This is a genomic window from Anaerotruncus sp. 1XD42-93 (genome assembly GCF_009917605.1).
Taxonomy (GTDB): Bacteria; Bacillota; Clostridia; order Oscillospirales; family Ruminococcaceae; genus Anaerotruncus.
In genome coordinates this window covers 19692-37522 of sequence record NZ_QZEG01000017.1, presented here as the reverse complement: position 1 = coordinate 37522, position 17831 = coordinate 19692, and the positions used below count along the sequence as shown (strand labels likewise).

The 17831-nt window shown below is 57.4% G+C and carries 12 protein-coding genes; 10 read left to right on the top strand and 2 right to left on the bottom strand.

The genetic code is table 11. The annotated features are described in order from the left end of the window. Positions 1-19: 19 nt before the first annotated feature. From D5269_RS08495 to D5269_RS08470, 6 genes are all read left to right on the top strand, one after another. Positions 20-877 (top strand): TIM barrel protein, encoded by an 858-nt coding sequence (locus D5269_RS08495; protein ID WP_120485012.1) that lies wholly within the window; start codon positions 20-22, stop codon positions 875-877. A 113-nt stretch (positions 878-990) separates the two neighbouring features. Continuing rightward, complete coding sequence (locus tag D5269_RS08490) at positions 991-1518, top strand: TRAP transporter small permease subunit (protein WP_158604919.1); 528 nt, start codon at positions 991-993, stop codon at positions 1516-1518. Then, positions 1515-2795 carry a TRAP transporter large permease gene (locus D5269_RS08485; protein ID WP_016315699.1) on the top strand — a complete coding sequence of 427 codons (1281 nt, stop codon included), beginning with the start codon at positions 1515-1517 and terminating at the stop codon, positions 2793-2795. The genes D5269_RS08490 and D5269_RS08485 overlap by 4 nt, the downstream gene beginning before the upstream one ends. Before the next feature lie 49 nt (positions 2796-2844). Then, entirely contained in the window at positions 2845-3945 is a 1101-nt protein-coding gene (locus D5269_RS08480) for a TRAP transporter substrate-binding protein (RefSeq protein WP_120485010.1), read from the top strand. A gap of 312 nt (positions 3946-4257) precedes the next feature. Then, positions 4258-6327, top strand: a complete 2070-nt coding sequence (locus D5269_RS08475) for a hydantoinase/oxoprolinase family protein (RefSeq protein ID WP_120485022.1) — start codon at positions 4258-4260, stop codon at positions 6325-6327. Then, positions 6324-8081: a hydantoinase B/oxoprolinase family protein gene (locus D5269_RS08470; RefSeq protein WP_243126742.1), complete on the top strand. Its 1758-nt coding sequence runs from the start codon at positions 6324-6326 to the stop codon at positions 8079-8081. The genes D5269_RS08475 and D5269_RS08470 overlap by 4 nt, the downstream gene beginning before the upstream one ends. On the opposite strand, the gene D5269_RS08465 is transcribed toward D5269_RS08470, so the two are convergent. After that, positions 8074-9003, bottom strand: coding sequence for a LysR family transcriptional regulator (locus D5269_RS08465; protein WP_120485009.1), 930 nt, complete (start codon positions 9001-9003; stop codon positions 8074-8076). The two genes, D5269_RS08470 and D5269_RS08465, sit on opposite strands and share 8 nt — an antisense overlap. 282 nt (positions 9004-9285) lie before the next feature. Between D5269_RS08465 and D5269_RS08460 the strand changes: the two genes are divergently transcribed. The 4 genes from D5269_RS08460 (at position 9286) to D5269_RS18555 (ending at position 15505) form a co-directional block, all read left to right on the top strand. Continuing rightward, positions 9286-10014, top strand: a complete 729-nt coding sequence (locus tag D5269_RS08460) for a cupin domain-containing protein (RefSeq protein WP_158604918.1) — start codon at positions 9286-9288, stop codon at positions 10012-10014. A gap of 25 nt (positions 10015-10039) precedes the next feature. Beyond that, the gene (locus D5269_RS08455; RefSeq protein WP_158604917.1) at positions 10040-10804 is read left to right on the top strand and encodes a cupin domain-containing protein; all 765 of its coding nucleotides are present in this window, start codon (positions 10040-10042) and stop codon (positions 10802-10804) included. A 440-nt stretch (positions 10805-11244) separates the two neighbouring features. Next, positions 11245-13251: a methyl-accepting chemotaxis protein gene (locus tag D5269_RS08450; RefSeq protein WP_120485020.1), complete on the top strand. Its 2007-nt coding sequence runs from the start codon at positions 11245-11247 to the stop codon at positions 13249-13251. 40 nt (positions 13252-13291) lie between these two features. Beyond that, positions 13292-15505 carry a methyl-accepting chemotaxis protein gene (locus tag D5269_RS18555; RefSeq protein WP_016315707.1) on the top strand — a complete coding sequence of 738 codons (2214 nt, stop codon included), beginning with the start codon at positions 13292-13294 and terminating at the stop codon, positions 15503-15505. A 159-nt stretch (positions 15506-15664) separates the two neighbouring features. On the opposite strand, the gene typA is transcribed toward D5269_RS18555, so the two are convergent. Next, a complete protein-coding gene (gene typA / locus D5269_RS08440) occupies positions 15665-17491 on the bottom strand; it encodes a translational GTPase TypA (protein ID WP_016315708.1) in 1827 nt (608 codons plus the stop codon). Between the last annotated feature and the right edge of the window lie 340 nt (positions 17492-17831).

The following is a 17831-nucleotide window of genomic DNA, read 5'->3' as shown; positions in this document are numbered from 1 at the left end:
AGGCAGGAGGAGGTTACACATGAACGGACAAGCGCGGTATATCCCGGTGGAATCCCCGTTCCGTTTGGCGGTGATGAACTGCCACTACATCAAATTCCCGCTGACCTGTTTTCTGGATGCGGCAAAGCGGTTTGGATTCCGGGAAATTGAGCTGTTTGGTGCGATGCCCCATTTCTTTCTGGACGATGTGGACGACCTGCTGGTTGAGCAGGTGATCTGCGAATGCCAGAAACGCGGCCTGAAGCTGTCCAGTTTCTGTCCGGCACAGGGCGCCTACCCGATGAATATTGCGATCGATGAGGAGCCAATCCGCCGACGCACCGTCCGAATGCTGAAAAAGGCGCTGCGGATCGCCGGGAAGATGGGCTGCGAGACCATGCTGGTTTCCCCCGGATTCGGGTACCATAACCAGAGCAGGGAGATCTCATGGGCGCACAGCCGCAGATCCCTTGAGGAGCTGGCGGATACCGCGCAGGAGAACAACGTCGTCATCACCATCGAACCGCTGACCCCGACCACAGCCAATCTGGTGAATACCAGCCGGGAGGCAGCGCAGATGATCCGGGAGGTCAACTCCCCGTTCCTGAAAAGCATGATGGACATCGGCGTGATGAACTATATGGACGAGTCGGTTGACGAGTATTTTCAAAATCTGGGCAGCGACCTGCGCCACATCCATTTCACCGACGGGCCGGGCGCGCATGTTGCCCTGGGGGACGGCAGCTTCCCGATGGCACGCTATCTGGAGGAGATCCGACGAAATGGATATACCGGTATCCTGTCGTTCGAGATCAATGACAAGCGTTACCTGCTCAACCCTGATGAGGCGCTGCGCAAGAATGTCGCGTGGCTGAAAGACAACGGCCTGAGCGGCTAGGGGACGCTTCACATCCGCAGGAAGTTTTTTCTCTTGTAATTTGGAAACCGCAGCCTTTGAAAAAGGCTGGTGAAACTGTTCGCCGCGATAAAAACGAAAGGGAGATGATACGAGTGAACACCAAAAAGCTGTTGCTGCGCTACTGCGACCTGATTGATCTGGTGGTGGAATTTGCGTGGCGGATTGCAGCGGCATTGTTGGGGCTGCTGATGTCTGCGCTGGCGGTCCAGATCTTCCGCCGCACCCTTTTCAAGGCGCCGATCTTCGGCATTGAGGAGGGCGTCACAGCCGCTATGGTCTGGTTTGCGGCGCTCGGTGCGGTGGTGGTGACCCGTCAGAACGGCCACGCACAGGTGGAATTTTTCCTGCGCTTCCTGCCGGGACAGGTGAAAAAGGCGGTTAATGCGCTGGCCTATCTGTTGGGCGGGATGGTCAGCGTGCTGATGGTAGAAGGCGGGCTTCGGCTCTACCGGGTACAGGCTAAGGCGGTGCCGCAGGGCGGGCTCCCGTTCGGACGTGTCTACTACTATGCGCTGCCGATGATCGTGATGGGGATTCTGCTCGTGCTGGTCTGCCTGAGCCAGATCCTCCGCATCTATGTGCAGGATGAAAAGGCCAGAGAAGGAGGGGATATTATATGAGCATCTGGGTCTATCTGATTCTGTTTCTGGTGCTGATGCTGCTGGACGTGCCGATCTCGTTCTCGATGATGACCACCACTGCACTCTACTGCTTTGAGACAGCGACCAATTTCAGCCTGTTTGCGAATACCATGTCCAACGCGATGGCTGGTTTTACCATGCTGGCAATCCCCACCTTTATCTTTGTCGGCTCCTATATGAACCTGCTCGGATTCTCGGACGACATCTTTGACTTTGCGAAAGCGCTCGTGGGGCACCGGACCGGCGGCCTGGCACACGCCAATGTGCTGGCGTCGATGATCTTCGCGGGCATGAGCGGCAGCGCAATCGCGGATGCGGGCGGGCTTGGCGCGATCGAGGTCAAAGCGATGACCGACGCAGGCTATGACGACGGCTTTTCCGCCGCGGTCACCGCAACCAGCGCCGGCATTGGGCCGATTATCCCGCCGAGCATCAGCTTCGTCATCTATGGGTCGATGACCTCGATCTCGATCCTGACCCTGTTTATGGCGGGTTTCCTCCCGGGCGTCCTGATGGGGGCCAGCCTGATGGTTATGTGCTATATCATGGCCAAGCGGAACCCCGAAATCGCACCGACCACCCCGAAACAGCCGCTGATGGCCGCGCTGAAAAGCGGTGTGAAGGCGCTGCCGGCGCTGGGTGCACCGGCGCTGCTGCTGGGCGGCATGAGCGGCGGTATGTTCACCGCTACCGAAGGCGGCGTGATGGCATCGGTCTATGTGGTCGTGCTTTCGCTCATCTACCGCCGGTTCTCGTTTAAAAACCTCTGGGAGACCCTGCGCTCCTCAGTGACCACCACCACGATGGTCCTGTTCATGATGGGCGCCGGGCAGATTTTCAACAATATGATTACCACCTGTGGCCTGATGGGCAAATTACTGGATGGTATGATGAGCCTGAGCAACCCGTTCCTGGTGCTGCTCGCGCTGGATGCGATCCTGTTGTTCGAGGGCTGCTTCATGGGCGGCAGCTCGATCCTGATCCTGATGACCCCGTTCATCATGAGCCTTTCACTTGAGATGGGATTCGATTTGGTGCATCTGGGCGTCGTGCTGGTGCTGACCACCATGATCGGAGGCACCACCCCGCCGATGGCCCCGGCGCTGTTCACCACCTGCAAATGCTGCAACGTCAGCTTTGAGAAGGCGCTGCGGCCTGCACTCTGGCTGCTGATCCCGCTTGCGGTCCTGCTGCTGATGCTCACCTATATCCCCGCGCTTTCCACCGCAGTCCCGTCCCTGTTGGGATTGATGTAAAACACAAAGCACCCATTTTCAAGACCCAATCATAAAGGAGGATATTCTTATGAAAAAGGCACTATCCCTGTTGTTGGCACTTTGCTTAACAGGCGCCGCCCTCAGCGGCTGCGGCGGTTCCTCGAGCGCGAGCAGCGCACCGGCTCCCAGCCAGCCCGCCAGCTCGGCGGCTGCACCCAGTGAGCCGGCTCCGGCCAGCCAGCCTGAGGCAGCAGGCCCCACACCGGAAAAACCGATTACGCTGAAATTCGGCAACTCGAGCGCGCCGGACAAGCTCGGCAGCGTTGTGATGGAAAAGTTCTGCGCCAATGTCACCGAGCGCACCAACGGCGCGGTAGTCTGCGAATGGTATCCGGCCAGCCAGCTCGGCAACGGCACCGCACAGATCGAAGCGACGATGGCAAACAACCAGGGCGGCGTTGCCACCGCGCTCGACTCCTATTCCACCTGGTGCAACGACCTCGGCATCCTGTCGGTCCCGTTCCTGTTCGAGGATGCGGACTCGGTACTTGAATTCATGGCGTCTGAAAAGGGACAGGGGATGCTGGATTCACTCGCAAACGACGCGAACCTCAAGGTCCTGAACTATGAGTTTGTCCGTCTGCCCCGCGTGCTGATCTCCACCGAGGACATCACCCATCCGGAAAATCTCAAAGGAAAAAAATTCCGGGTCGCAAACATCCCGCTCCAGGCGAAGATGTTCCAGTATTGGGGCGGCACCGTCAACCAGATCGGCTTTAACGAGTATCCCGAAGCGCTGATGCAGGGGGTTGTCAATGCGGGCGAGACGAGCAGCGAGTCGTTCTCAACCTCCAAGTTCCACCTCTATGCGCCCTATATCGCGGAAGTCAACTTCCAGTACCCGCTCGACTGCATCGTCATGTCAAACGAGGCGTTTCTCTCGCTCAGCCCCGAGCAGCAGCAGATCATGCTTGACTGCGCGCAGGAGGCTGCGGACGAGTACAACGAAAAATGCTATGCGGAGTTCGAAGCATACCGCCCCACGATGATCGAAGAAGGCGCAGTCTTCCTCGACATCGACCGCAACGAGTGGATCGAAAACATGCAGGGATTCTATACCCAGCTTGAGGAAGAATCCTTCTTCAACGATCCGGAGCTGATCGCCTATGCGGCAGCAATGAAATCCTGACTGGATAACCAGACAATGGGACAAAAACTCTGTTGAAAGATCGAGTTTTGCACCGGCGGAGGTCGGCTGCTGCGTCGGCCTCCGCTTTTTGCGCCCAAAATCAGGAAGAACCCCCTCTGTTTCATATCCATTACAACGTTTCGCCAGCCTGTTCAAAGGCTGCGGTTTCCAAAGGCAGAGCCTTTGAGCGCACCCCACAGGGTACGCAACGCGTTCTCCTGTGAAGCGCATGTTGCAAGTAAAAAAGCTCCCCGAACGGAGGGCGGCAGATATGAAACAGGATTTCAAGATGGAAAGAAAGGTGATACAGCCATGAGTTACATGATAGGTGTGGATGTTGGCGGTACCTTTACCGACCTGTCCGTGTTCAACACCCAAACCGAGCAGATTTTCAACTACAAGCTCAGTTCCACCCCACAGGACCCGTCCCAGGCGATCGTAACCGGCATCGAGACGCTGCTTGGACTGCTCGGAATGCAGGCGGAGCAGATTTCCTACCTGGCGCATGGTACCACAGTGGCAACCAATGCTCTGATCGAAAAGAAGGGCGCGCGCATCGGGATCATCACCACCGAGGGCCTCAAGGACCTGATGGAGATCGGCTGGCAGAAGCGTCCCAATCTTTACGACCTGCTCCGCCCCAAGGCACAGAGCATCGTCCCCGCAGGTTTGAAATGCGAGGTACCCGAGCGCATCCTCTGCGACGGCTCGGTCAAAACCCCGCTCGACGAGCGGGCTGCCATCCGGGTGATCCGCTATCTGAAAAAACAAAAGGTACAGGCAATCGCGGTCTGCACCCTGTTCAGCTACCTCAACCCGGTCCATGAAAACCGCCTCAAGGAGCTGATCCGGGAGCATTTTCCGGAGGCTTACGTTTCGGTTTCCCACGAGCTGGTCCACGAGTTCCGGGAGTATTCCCGCATGAGCACCACCGCCCTGAACGCCTACCTGGGACCGGTCATGAAGGAGTATGTCCGTCACTTCGAGGAATCGGTCAAAAAGGTCGGGGTCAAGGTCAGCCCGTATGTCACCCAGTCGAACGGCTCGATCATCTCGATCAGCGAAACGATCGACTGTCCGATCAAGACCGCGGTTTCCGGCCCGTCGGCAGGCGTGATCGGCGCAGCCTATCTGGGCGGGCTGTGCGGCCTGCCGAACATCATCACCTTCGACATGGGCGGCACCAGCATCGACGTCAGCCTGATTGAGGACGGAAAGCCCCAACTGAGCAACGAACGGCTGGTCGAAGGCTATCCGGCCCGTATCCCGATGATCGACATCATCACGCTGGGCGCGGGCGGCGGCTCGATCGCCAGGATCGACGAGGGCGGCGCCCTCAAGGTGGGGCCGCAGAGCGCGGGCGCGACCCCGGGCCCGGCCTGCTATATGCGCGGGGGCGTCAACCCGTGTGTCACCGACGCCAACATCCTGCTCGGCAAGCTCAACCAGAAGAAGATTCTGGGCGGGCGGATGGAGGTCGATCTGGAGCTTGCGAAACAGGCGATCCAGACCTGCATCTGCGACCGTTCCTCCCTGAGCCTTCCGGAAGCCGCTGCCGGGATCATCAGCGTCGTGAACTCAAACATGATGCGCGCCATCCGGATCGTCAGCGTGGAGCGCGGCTACGACGCGCGTGACTTCGCACTCATGGCATTTGGCGGCGCGGGTCCGCTCCATGCTTGCGAGGTCGCGGAGGAACTGGGCATCCGGAAGGTCCTGATTCCGCCCAACCCCGGCACCCTTTGCAGCCTCGGGCTTCTGATGGCCGACACCCGGTTCGACCTCTCACGTTCCCGCATCATGCTCGCCCAACCCGAAAACATCCCCGCGATCAACGCGGTTTTGCAGGAGATGATCGAAGAGGGCAGCGACCTGCTCGACCGGGAAAAAATCCCCGCCGCACAGCGCAGCTTCTCCGCCTCGGTGGACGCGCGGTATGAGCGGCAGAACTACGAAATCAACATCCCGCTGCGGGAGCCTGCGGTCACTGAGGAGATTCTCGGGGAGGCAATCCGGCAGTTCCATGCGGCGCACGAGAAAAATTTTGGGTACAGCAACGAGGCATTCCATGTGCAGCTGGTCAACTTCCGGCTGTCTGCGGTCGGAGAGGTCGAAAAACCCGCTCTGGTCTGCAAGCCGCTCGAGCCGGATGCGGCTCTGCCTGCGCCGCAGGAGATCCGGCAGGTACTGTTTGTCGGGGAGAAGGATTACATCTCCACGCCGGTCTATCACCGCGACGGGTTTGTCCCCGGCCTGCAGGCGGAAGGCCCGATGATCATTGAGCAGATGGACTGCACAACCGTCATCCCGCCCCACTGGAGCATCTTCACCGACGGGTACCTCAATCTGCATGTCAATTACAAGGGAGGCGAGGAACAGTGAGCACAAAGCGGAGTCCGGTCGATCCGGTTACAGTCGAAATCGTGGGGAACCTGATGCTCTCGATCGCGGAGGAAACCTGCCTTTCGATCATCAAGAGCGCCTATTCCACCAACATCAAGGAGCGGCGGGACGTTTCTGCCGCGGTGGTAGGCCCGGAGGGGGATCTCGTGGCGCAGGCGGACTATCTGCCGATCCATCTGAACGCCTTCCTCACCTTTATCCCCTATATCTACCAGCATTTCGACCGGGCCAAAATCCGTCCGGGCGATATGTTCATCGGCAATGACCCCTATCACGGCGGCGGCAACCATCTGCCCGACATCGTGGTGGCAATGCCGGTCTTTGGGGACGGCGCAATCATCGGATGGGTGGTCAATATGGCCCATCATTCGGACATCGGCGGCATGGTTCCCGGCTCGACCTCCAGCTACGCTGACAGCATCTTCCAGGAGGGCATCCGTATCCCGGTGATCCGCATCTGCAACGAAGGGAAGCTCAACGAGGATGTGTTCCAGCTGCTGCTGGGCAACACCCGCGTCCGGGAGGAGCGGGAGGGCGACCTGACCGCCCAGATTTCCTCCAATCGGGTGGGCGCGCGCCGGATGGAGGAGGCGTTCGCCAAATATGGCAGCCGGCTGACCGCCTGTATGGAGGAGCTGCAAAACTACTCGGAGCGGCGGCTGCGGGCAGCGATCGCCAGTGTGGCGGACGGGGTCTACTCTTACACCGACTATCTGGACGACGGCGGCGACAACAGCCCTGACCCGCAGACCATCTCGGTGGATATCCGCATCTCGGGCGACAGCATCGTCTTTGATTTCAGCAAAACCTGCAAACAGCTCAAGGCGCCGCTGAACATCTCGTACAACACCCTGCTCGCCTCCTGCTTCTATTCGCTCAAGGCACTGTTCGGCGCGGATATCCCCGCCACCAGCGGCATCTTCCGGGTATTCGAGGTGGTCGCGCCAAAAGGTTCGCTGGTCAACCCGATCGACCCGGCCCCGCTGGGGCTCACGATCAACGCGGCCCAGCGGCTGCCCGATGTGATCTTCGGCGCGCTGGCCGAGGTCGCCAGCGAACGGGTGCTCGCAGGCTGCAACAGTACCTGTCAGACCACTGTGTTCACCCGGGAGGACCCGCGCCATCCGGGCAATACCCTGATCTGCCACGAGGCGATTGCAGGCGGTTCGGGCGCGAGCAGGCACGCCGACGGTCTGAGCGCGGTGCAGGTCCACATGACCAACACCTCCAACATGCCGATCGAGGCGATGGAGACCGAATTCCCGATCCTCATGATTAAAAAGTACAGCCTGCGCACCGACAGCGGCGGGGCAGGCGAGTTCCGCGGAGGGCTTGGGATCGACCGCGAATTTGAGATGCTGCTCGACGGTATCCAGTGCAAGGCAACCGGCGACCGGCAGAAGTTCGCCCCCTATGGCCTGGAGGGCGGCAGGGATGGCGCGACCGGCGCGTTCTTCCGGGAGATGGATGGGGCGCGCACCCGGCTCCCGGGCAAGAGCACCGGCAACCGGATGGAAAAGGGGGAAATCCTTGTCGCGCTGACGCCCGGCTCGGGCGGCTATGGGGACCCGCTCCGCCGCCCGCCCGAAAAGGTGCTCGACGATGTAGCGGACGGGTATGTCTCGGTCGAAGCGGCCCGCGACCAGTATAAAGTGGCCGTCAACCGGGACAGCGACGGCATCTGCACCCTCGACGTGGAGGCCACCTGCGCGCTGCGCGCCGCGGTCAGGTGAGCATCTGAAGGTGCCCCGCTGCCGCTTCGTTCCGGAGAAACCGGTCCAGGTAATCCATGAACAGCTCCATGCTTGCTTCATAACCAGTGCGCGGAATCCGGTGGGTCAGCAGGTAGCAGGTGCGGGGCGGCGGTGGGTTGGTAAGCCGGTGGATGGAAACCTTGCATGAACGCTGGATTTCCAGCGCCATTGAGACCGGTGCAACACACCAGCAGTCGGTGGGGGTTGAGAAGAAGTCCTTGACCAGCAGCGCATCCCCCAGCCCGATCGCCGGGTCGGCATAGTACCCGAACCAGTAGTTGCGCCAGTGCCGGTAGTCCTGATGGTACTGGAACAGGATTTCCTTAGTGGGGTCCAGCTCGCTGGGATGGACATCCGGCCCATATTCCCCCGGCGGCAGCGGGGAACCGCTCTGCACCATCAGCACGTTTTCTTCGCTGAGCAGCGGCTGGTTGATGACATTGCTGTAAAACGACGGCAGCACCGAAAATCCGAGGTCGATCTCCCGGTTTTCCAGCGCGGGGTAGAGCGCGGCCGACTGCATCGACTTGACCATCAGGCGGATCTGGCTCTGTTCCTTCCGGAAGATTTCCTGCAGGAGATAGGGGAACAGGTACTGGATCAGGCTGGCCACCGCCCCGATATAGAAGGTGTGGCTCCCATGCATTGTGTGCAGGTCCTGCGCTTCCGCCCAAAGCGCCATCCAACGCTCGGCAATCCGCACGAAGTCCCGTCCATAGGGGGTCAGCTCAAGGGTGCGGTGCCCCTTGTGGCGGATGAACAGGGTTGCATTCAGCTCTTTTTCCAGCATCCCCAGCCGATGGCTAAGGGTGGACTGCGACATATAGAGGGCGCTGGCCGCTTTGGAAAGGTTGCGCTTCTCCACCACCGCGAAAAAAATTTCGATGTCCTGCTGGGTCATCCACACTCCGCTCCTTTATATGGATTCCATATCATTTTATTGTCTTAGAACCTGTATTCATAATCAGAGGATGCCGGATGGGCGAGGGATTTTGCTGCCCTGCAAGGCGAAAAAACGCAGACAATACTTTGTGTATTGCAAGATTTTTCAACGCGGCAGGCCAGCCAAAGACCCGCTCAGGCGGTGTCGAATGGTTGTGAATACGGGTTCTTAACAGTATACCACGTCCGGGCACCAAAAACAAACGGTTGGCGTCCGGCTGAGAAAGTGAGGTTTTCGCTTATGATTCAGGTCAGCAAAAAATCCGCCGGGAACCAGCAGGGGCCGGTCGAAGAGGTCCCGGTCCTCGCTGGGGCCTGTGATCGTGCAGAACTCTTCCGCTGCACCATACAGGCCGGATACGCCTGGAAGCCGCCCCTGTTCCCGCGTCCGGCAGTGACGCAGATGTTCCTTTTCCTCGGAGCGGGCGGGTATGTGGCCACCCCAACACAGGCGTTCAGCATCACCGAGCCGTCTTTATTCGTCCCGGATTTTGACAGGGAGGAGGTCGCCATTCAGGCGGGAAGCCAGCCTCTCGAATGTATCCGGATTGTCAGCCGGATGAACGAGGAGGACTGTAACCAGATCGGCAAGAGCCACATGGTTTTTCCGCGCTTCCGGCCGTTCTCACAGGCATGGGAACACACGATGCGCACCATCGACGCGGAAGGCGCCAATACCCGGGCGTTCGTGCTGATCGAGAACCGGAAGCTGGGCGCGAACAACATGGGACTGTTCCGGCCGGCCCAGCCCGGCGCTTCGAAGGTCGCGGAGGATATGCTCCCCACCTATGACCAGTTTATCCTCTGCCTGGAACAGGCCGGCTGTACCCTGTGGGTCGATGAGGAGGAGGCCGCGCTCAGAGAAGGGGACATTGCATACATCCCGCATGGGAGCCGGTTCCGTTTCGAATGCGGGCCGGATGGGCGCATCCATCATGTTTGGTACACGCTCAACCGGGCCTATGACTGAGAGATTCGGGAAAGGAGAGGATCATATGAGTAAAATCCGTCTGTTGCAAGGGGGCTCGGTCCAGCACCGGTTCGATGGAAATGGTCTGTCCCGTCAGCCGCTGATGCCGGAAGCCAACGAGGAAGCCAAACTGTTTGAATGCACCCTGAAGGCGGGCTGTGTCTGGGAGCCGCCGCTCTTCCCCTTCCGCGAGAAAATCCAGATGTTTTTCTTCACCAACCAGACCGGTTTTGTCCGCACCGAAACCCAGAGCTGGAATATCGAGCAGGGGGTCTTCGTCCCTGACTACGACCGGGAAAAGGTCGCGCTCCATGCGGGTGCGCAGGACCTGCATTTCCTGCACATCGTAGGCGGCCTGAACGACTACGACCGGGAAACGATGGCCAACTGGTGCATCAAGCTGCCGCGGTTCCGCAATTTTGACCAGTGCGTCCAGTATACCGAGGGGTTCACCGGGGATGCTGGCTCGAATGTGACATCCCGTCTGCTTATCGAAGGCAGGGCCTGCGGCCGCTGGAGCATGGGCTGGAATGAGGGGATGGGTCCCACCTTCATCGGGGAACATGTCCATAAACATCTGGTGCAGTGGTACTACGTCCTGCCGGATGGCTCGTTCACCTACATTGCGGGCGGGGATGAGCAGGATCTGGGGCCGGGTTCGCTCTCATATACCGAAGCAAACACCCCACACGGCTCCCGGTCGGCGGAAGGAAAGCGGATCAATTACATCTGGCTCGAACTGGCCACCAATGGGTATCCGGTGGGACCGGACGGGTTCCCAGGGCTTTGAGAGCGGTTCTGCATCTTTTGGGAGAATCAGACAACGGTTTTTTCCAAAAGTTCCGCCCAGAAAGGGCAAGGAAGCGGCAGCGATTCCCACCTGGGGCGCTGCCGCTGTTTTTTTCTGGGAGCCTATCTGGGCTGGAAAGCGTTAAATCATATATAATTTTGTAACTTTCTACTGTTTTTTTATCTTATATGATCGTTTTGATTGAACAAATTATGCAATCGCTATTGCTATTTTGCCCATCTATGTGCTATAATCCCAAGAGAACAGATTGTTTGCCTGTGCGGGTGCTGAAAATGGAAAGCTTGCGGCTGGAAGACAAAACCATTTTAAGAGCACGCCGCCTGTCGGCGCTGGCAGGCTGGGAGTTGTTTGCGGAAAGAGCGGTGTTCCGATTGTCGCAAAGATCCCCGAGGCAGGACATCGCGGGGGAGGAATTTACAATGAAAAGCATACGGGGAAAGATACTCTTTTATATGCTGATGACGGTACTGGTTCTTTTGTCCATATTGGGCCTGACAAGCGTCAGCCTCACCTATATCAGCAGCAGGACGCTGTTGGAACAGACGATGGGTGAAACCGCGCAGATCGCTGCGGTGCGGGTGGAGCAGGAGCTGATCTCCTACGCGAATGTTGCAACAGATGCAGGCGCGGTTGCAAGGCTGGCGGATTTTTCCCAGGGTGCGCAAGCCAAACAGGAGATCATCAACCAGTGGTGTGAAGCGCATGGATTTATAAGAGGCAATATCATCGGTACAGATGGAAAAAGCATTTTTGACGGTACAGACTATTCCGACCGCGATTACTTTAACAAGTCGATGCAGGGCAATACCTGTATTTCTGACCCGCTCCTGAGCAGGACCACCGGAAAGATTTCGATTATTGTGTCTGCGCCGCTCTGGGAAGGCGGCGTCCCGGGCAGCAAAGTGGTAGGGGTGGTCTATTTTGTGCCGCCGGAAACTTTTTTGAATGATATCGTATCCAAAGTAAATATCAGCGAGCACAGTGCCGCCTATGCGATCAATGCGGATGGAATGACCATCGCTGACAACACAATAGAGACGATCATGGTGCAGAACATTGAGAAGGAGGCGCAAAGCGACGCCTCCCTCAAATCGCTTGCACAGATTCATACCAAAATGCGGCAGGGGGAAAGCGGATTTGACTCGTATGTAATCAACGGGGTCCGAAAATTTTCCGCCTATGCTCCTATCCCGGGAACAGCGGGAACCAACGGCTGGAGCATCGGCCTCACTGCGCCGCAGGCGGATTTTCTGGGTTCCACCAATCTCGCGATCATCTGCACCGGTCTTTTGCTGCTGGTTTCGGTGGTTGTGGCGTCGGTTATTGCATACAGGCTGGCCAACGGGATCGGGGTGCCGATTAAACAGTGTGCGGACCGCCTGCGGGCACTGGCAGAAGGGGATATGCATTCCCCTATTCCCCAGATCAAAAAGAAGGACGAAACAGGCATCCTCGCGGAGGCAACCGAAAAGATTGTTTCCACCACGCGCGATATCATCACGGACATGGGCTGGGGACTCGGTGAGATGGCCGATGGAAACTTTGAGATTGAGAGCAATTCTCAACATTTATACATTGGAGATTTCCAGCCCCTTGCGGCTTCGATGTACAAGATTATGGAGCAGCTCACGGCTACACTGCTGCGGATCGACGGGAGTGCCGAGCAGGTTGCTTCCGGTTCGGAGCAGGTTTCGGTAGGCGCACAGGCGCTCTCACAGGGGACGACCGAACAGGCTTCTTCCACAGAGGAGCTGGCCGCAACCATTGCCGACATCCTGCGCCAGGTGCGGGAAACCGCCCAGAACGCGGAAGAGGCCCACGTCCGTTCGATCGATTCGGGCAAGGAAACCGAGGTCTGCAACCGGCAGATGCAGGAGATGATCTCGGCGATGAACGAGATCGAACACAAATCGACCGAGATTGGGAACATCATCAAAACGATCGAGGATATCGCGTTCCAGACCAACATTCTGGCGCTGAACGCTGCGGTAGAGGCTGCCCGCGCGGGGGTGGCAGGAAAAGGCTTCGCGGTTGTTGCGGATGAGGTGCGCAACCTGGCGAGCAAATCGGCAGAGGCCTCCAAGAGCACTTCGGCGCTGATCGAAGGCTCGGTCAAAGCGGTACATAAGGGGACACAGATTGCGAACGATACAGCAGAGTCGCTTTCCAAAGTAGTGGAAAGCGCACAGACAGTTTCCCATCTCGTAGATCAGATCGCAGCTGCGGCTGCGGAGCAGTCTAATGCGATCGAGCAGGTTACAGTCGGGGTGGATCAGATTTCCAGCGTTGTGCAGACAAACTCTGCTACAGCAGAGCAAAGTGCGGCAGCAAGTGAAGAACTCTCCCAGCAGGCGCAGATGCTCAAGAATCTCGTGGCCAAGTTCAAACTTCGTCGCTCGCAGAGAGAGGGCAGCATGATTTCGTAAGCGGTGTTTTTTGCAGATATATTTTAGAGGAGGCTTAACGATGTTAAAAAAACTGAAGCTGGCGCCAAAGCTCGCCCTGACGATCGGCAGCGTTCTAACGGTGATTCTGGTCATTCTGATTGCAATCACGATTTCTCTGTCCAAAGCGGCGATTTCGACTGCGACCTATGGGGAACTGATGGCGATTTCCAAGTACAATTCCATGCAGATACAATCCATTCTGGATGAGGCGGAAACGGTTGTGGCAGATATGCAGAGCTATCTGCAGCGGGCGTACGATTCCGCAAAAACTGCGGATAAGGCACAGGTCACAGTCCCAACTGACCCTGCGGCGATTGCGCTCTGCCAGAGCCAGATTTACAACGCAGTACTCAATCCTATCACTTATGACATCGAGCTTTATCTGCGTGAAACCGCTCGTACAGGCGCAATATCCAGCCAGGATATAGTCGGCATAGGTGTTATGTTCGAGCCATATAAATTCCAGAGCAATATACGCGATTACAGCTTTTATGCATCTGAAACGATTGGGGATGGAAAAATCCCTTCCCTGGGTACCTACCAGAGCTATTCAGCGCTGGATGACTATCAGCTTGCGATGACCTCCAAAATCCCGTCTGTGACTAGTCCATATGAATATAATGGGGATCAGATCGTTTCTTATGCAAGCCCGATTGTTTATAACAATGAGATATGGGGTGTTATCTCGGCTGACATCCGGATCAGGAATTTTGACCGGATTGATACCACCAGTGAGACCTATCCCAGCATGTATGCTACCATTTTCGACAGCTCAGGGCTGGTTATCTACGACAGCGACCCTACTGCGGGAAGCGGCCAGACGCTCGCGGACTTTACCCCGGACACCGAGGAACTCTCTGCCATGCTGAGCATGATGAAACAGAGCGAGGCTTTCCAGATCGAGACGACCCGTGAGGACGGTCGGAAGGTTACCCGGTTTTTCACCCCGCTTAAAGCTGCGGACAAAACATGGTGGTCGCTGACAGCGGTAGAGACAGAAGATATTAACGAATCTATCGTCGTCACAACTTTCTGGATGGTAGCGCTTGCAGCGCTTGCACTCGTTTTGATTATTTTCACCATCATTCTTCTGCTCAGGAGAGTGCTTGGGCCGGTAGATGGCATCGTGTCAGCTGCAAGGGATATTGCAGCCGGCAAGCTGAACGTTCAGCTTCAGGTTTCATCCGAGGATGAAATTGGCGTCCTTTCCAGGACATTTATGGAGATGACCCAGACCCTCAACCGGATTGTTACCGATATGAAATACATCCTGGAAGAGATGGCAAGCGGAAATTTCGCGATCAAAACCAGAGCGGAAGAGAGCTACGTTGGAGAGTTCGAAGGCGTTCTGCTGTCAATCCGCAAGATGAACCGCAGATTGAGCAGTGCACTCAGCCAGATCAATGCTTCTGCCGATCAGGTGACAGCAGGAAGCGAGCAGATGTCCTCCGGCGCGCAGGCGTTGTCGCAGGGTGCTACCGAGCAGGCTGCTTCGGTTGAAGAGCTGGCGGCAACGGTTGCAGCAATTCTGGATCAGGTGCAGCAGACCGCACAGAATGCGGCGGAAGCGCGTGACAAATCCAATGAGGCCGGTGAGGAAACCCAGGTTTGCAACGAGCAGATGAAGTCGATGATTTCAGCGATGGATGAGATCGGCAAGAAATCGTCGGAGATCGGCAAGATTATCAAGACGATCGAGGACATTGCGTTCCAGACCAATATTCTGGCGCTGAATGCTGCGGTAGAAGCCGCTCGTGCAGGCGCGGCGGGCAAGGGTTTTGCGGTTGTTGCAGATGAGGTCCGCAACCTTGCGAGCAAGTCGGCAGAGGCTTCCAAGAACACTTCCACGCTGATTCAGGGCGCGGTAACCGCGGTGGAAAAGGGAACCCAGATCGCCAACGATACAGCGGAATCGCTGGTCAAGGTGGTGGAAAGCACCCAGACCGTTTCCGGGATTGTCGATCGCATTGCAGAGGCGGCTGCGGAGCAGTCCGCTTCGATCGGGCAGGTGAACCTCGGAATGGAGCAGATTTCCAGCGTTGTGCAGACCAACTCCGCTACGGCGGAGGAAAGCGCAGCATCCAGCGAGGAACTCTCCAGCCAGGCCCAGATCCTCAAAGGTCTGGTCGGGCAGTTCAAACTCCGGGAGACCAATGGCGTGCAGGACAGCTATGCTCCAAGGGCGCAGGAGGTCAGAATGGACCCGGTGATGATGGCCGACGACAAATATTAAAAGACTATAAGCACAGAAACCGGATAGTGTTTGCTATCCGGTTTCTCAATGCCTGTGAAGATTTGCCCGATTGTTTCAGAAACTCTTTGAAAAAATATGTGGTAACATTCAAAAGCCGCCCGGACGAATCCGAGCGGCTTTTCTGTGTGAGATGCTGTTTTATTTGGATTTCATCTGTTCGCGCATACGCTGGGCGTGGTCGAGGATGCGTTTCCGAATGCGGATGCTCTTAGGTGTGACCTCCAGAAGCTCGTCGTCCCCAAGGAACTCAAGCGATTCCTCAAGCGAGAACCGACGGGGCGGGATCAGGCGCAGGGCATCATCCGAACCGGAGGCGCGGGTATTGGTGAGCTGTTTGCGTTTGCAGACATTGACGGCAATATCCTCGTTCTTGGGCGACATGCCGACCACCTGTCCGGCGTAGACCGGCTCACCCGCCCCGAGGAACAGGGTACCGCGTTCCTGAGCGTTATAAAGGCCATAGGTGATCGTCTCGCCGGTCTCAAACGCGATCAGCGATCCGTTGTTCCGGCGGGGAATCTCTCCTTTGTAGGGTGCATAGCCGTGGAAGAGGGTGTTCATAATCCCTTCCCCCTTGGTATCGGTAAGAAATTCGCTTTTGTAACCGAACAGCCCCCGCTCCGGAATGATAAAGACCATCTTCATCCGGCTGCCGACCGGCTCCATCGACTGAAGCTCGCCTTTTCGGACCCCCATCTTCTCCATGACCGCACCCGACGATTCAGCAGGCACGTCGATCGTCAGTTCATCGAACGGCTCGCACTGTTCGCCGTCGATCTCCCGCATCAGCACCTTGGGGGTGCTCACCTGGAACTCGTATCCCTCACGGCGCATGTTCTCGATCAGGATCGAAAGGTGCATCTCGCCGCGCCCGCAGACGATAAACGAATCCGCAGTATCCCCGTCCGAAACCCGGAGCGAGACATCGCGGAGCAGTTCCCGGTTAAGCCGGTCGCGGATCTGGCGGGTGGTGACAAATTTTCCTTCCCGTCCGGCAAACGGGCTGGTGTTGACCGAGAAGGTCATTTCCACCGTCGGCTCAGAGATTTTGACAAAGGGGATCGGCTGATGGGTGCCCGGGGCACAAACAGTGTTGCCGATATTGATATCTTCGATGCCCGAGAACATCACAATATCGCCGACTGTGGCGGACTCGACCTGTGTACGTCCAACACCGGTGAACTGATAAATTGCAGTGATCTTTCCCGGACGGTTTAACTCCTTGTCGTGGTAGTCGCAGACGGTCACCTGCTGGTTGACCTTCATGGTGCCGCGCTCGATCCGTCCGACCGCGATCCGCCCTACATAGTCGTTGTAGTCGATCGACGAAACCAGTACCCCAGTCGGCTCGTCCGGGTCCCCTTCGGGCGGCTGGATGTAGTCCACGATCGTATCCATCAACGGCTGGAGGTCTACCCCCTGGGTTTCGGGGGAGTAACTTGCAGTACCATCCCGCCCGGAGCAGAATACCATCGGGCTATCGAGCTGGGCATCGGTTGCGCCGAGGTCCATCAGCAGCTCGAGCGCCTCGTCAACCACCTCATAGACCCGCGCATCCGGCCGGTCGATCTTGTTGATGACGATGATAACCGCAAGGTCAAGCTCGAGCGCCTTGCTCAGTACAAACCGGGTCTGGGGCATCGGGCCTTCGGCCGCATCGACCAGCAGCAACACCCCGTTGACCATCTTGAGCACCCGCTCGACCTCTCCGCCGAAGTCGGCGTGTCCGGGGGTATCAACAATATTGATCTTTACGCCTTTGTACTCGGCGGAGGCATTTTTCGCAAGAATGGTGATCCCGCGTTCCCGCTCGATGTCGTTTGAGTCCATCACCCGCTCCTGCACCGCCTGGTTTTCCCGGAAGGTGCCGCTCTGTTTGAGCATCCCGTCGACCAGCGTGGTCTTGCCGTGGTCAACGTGGGCGATAATCGCAATATTTCTCAGGTCTTCACGTTTGATATTCATAATACCGTTCTTCCTATCCGCCGCAGGTTGCGGCACAAAATACAACTTTAATCTGTTATAATATACCGTCAATCGGTGGCTCTGTCAATAAAAAAACGGTATTTTCGTCCGGAAACCTGTTTTGTATCTGTGTGAATCGTTTTTTACGGAGGCTTTTTGCATAACACAAATAAACCCGCCGCCCAGCAGGGCGGCGGCAGTCAAAAAATTGCGGGGTCGGGGGGCAGTGAGACAACGTCAGTTTGGTTCCGGACCAAACTGACAGGCGCAAGGCGCCTTCCTCGGGGCTTCTCGGGCTTTCGGCCCGAAGCGCGCAAAGCGCGACGCCCCTGCGGGCTGT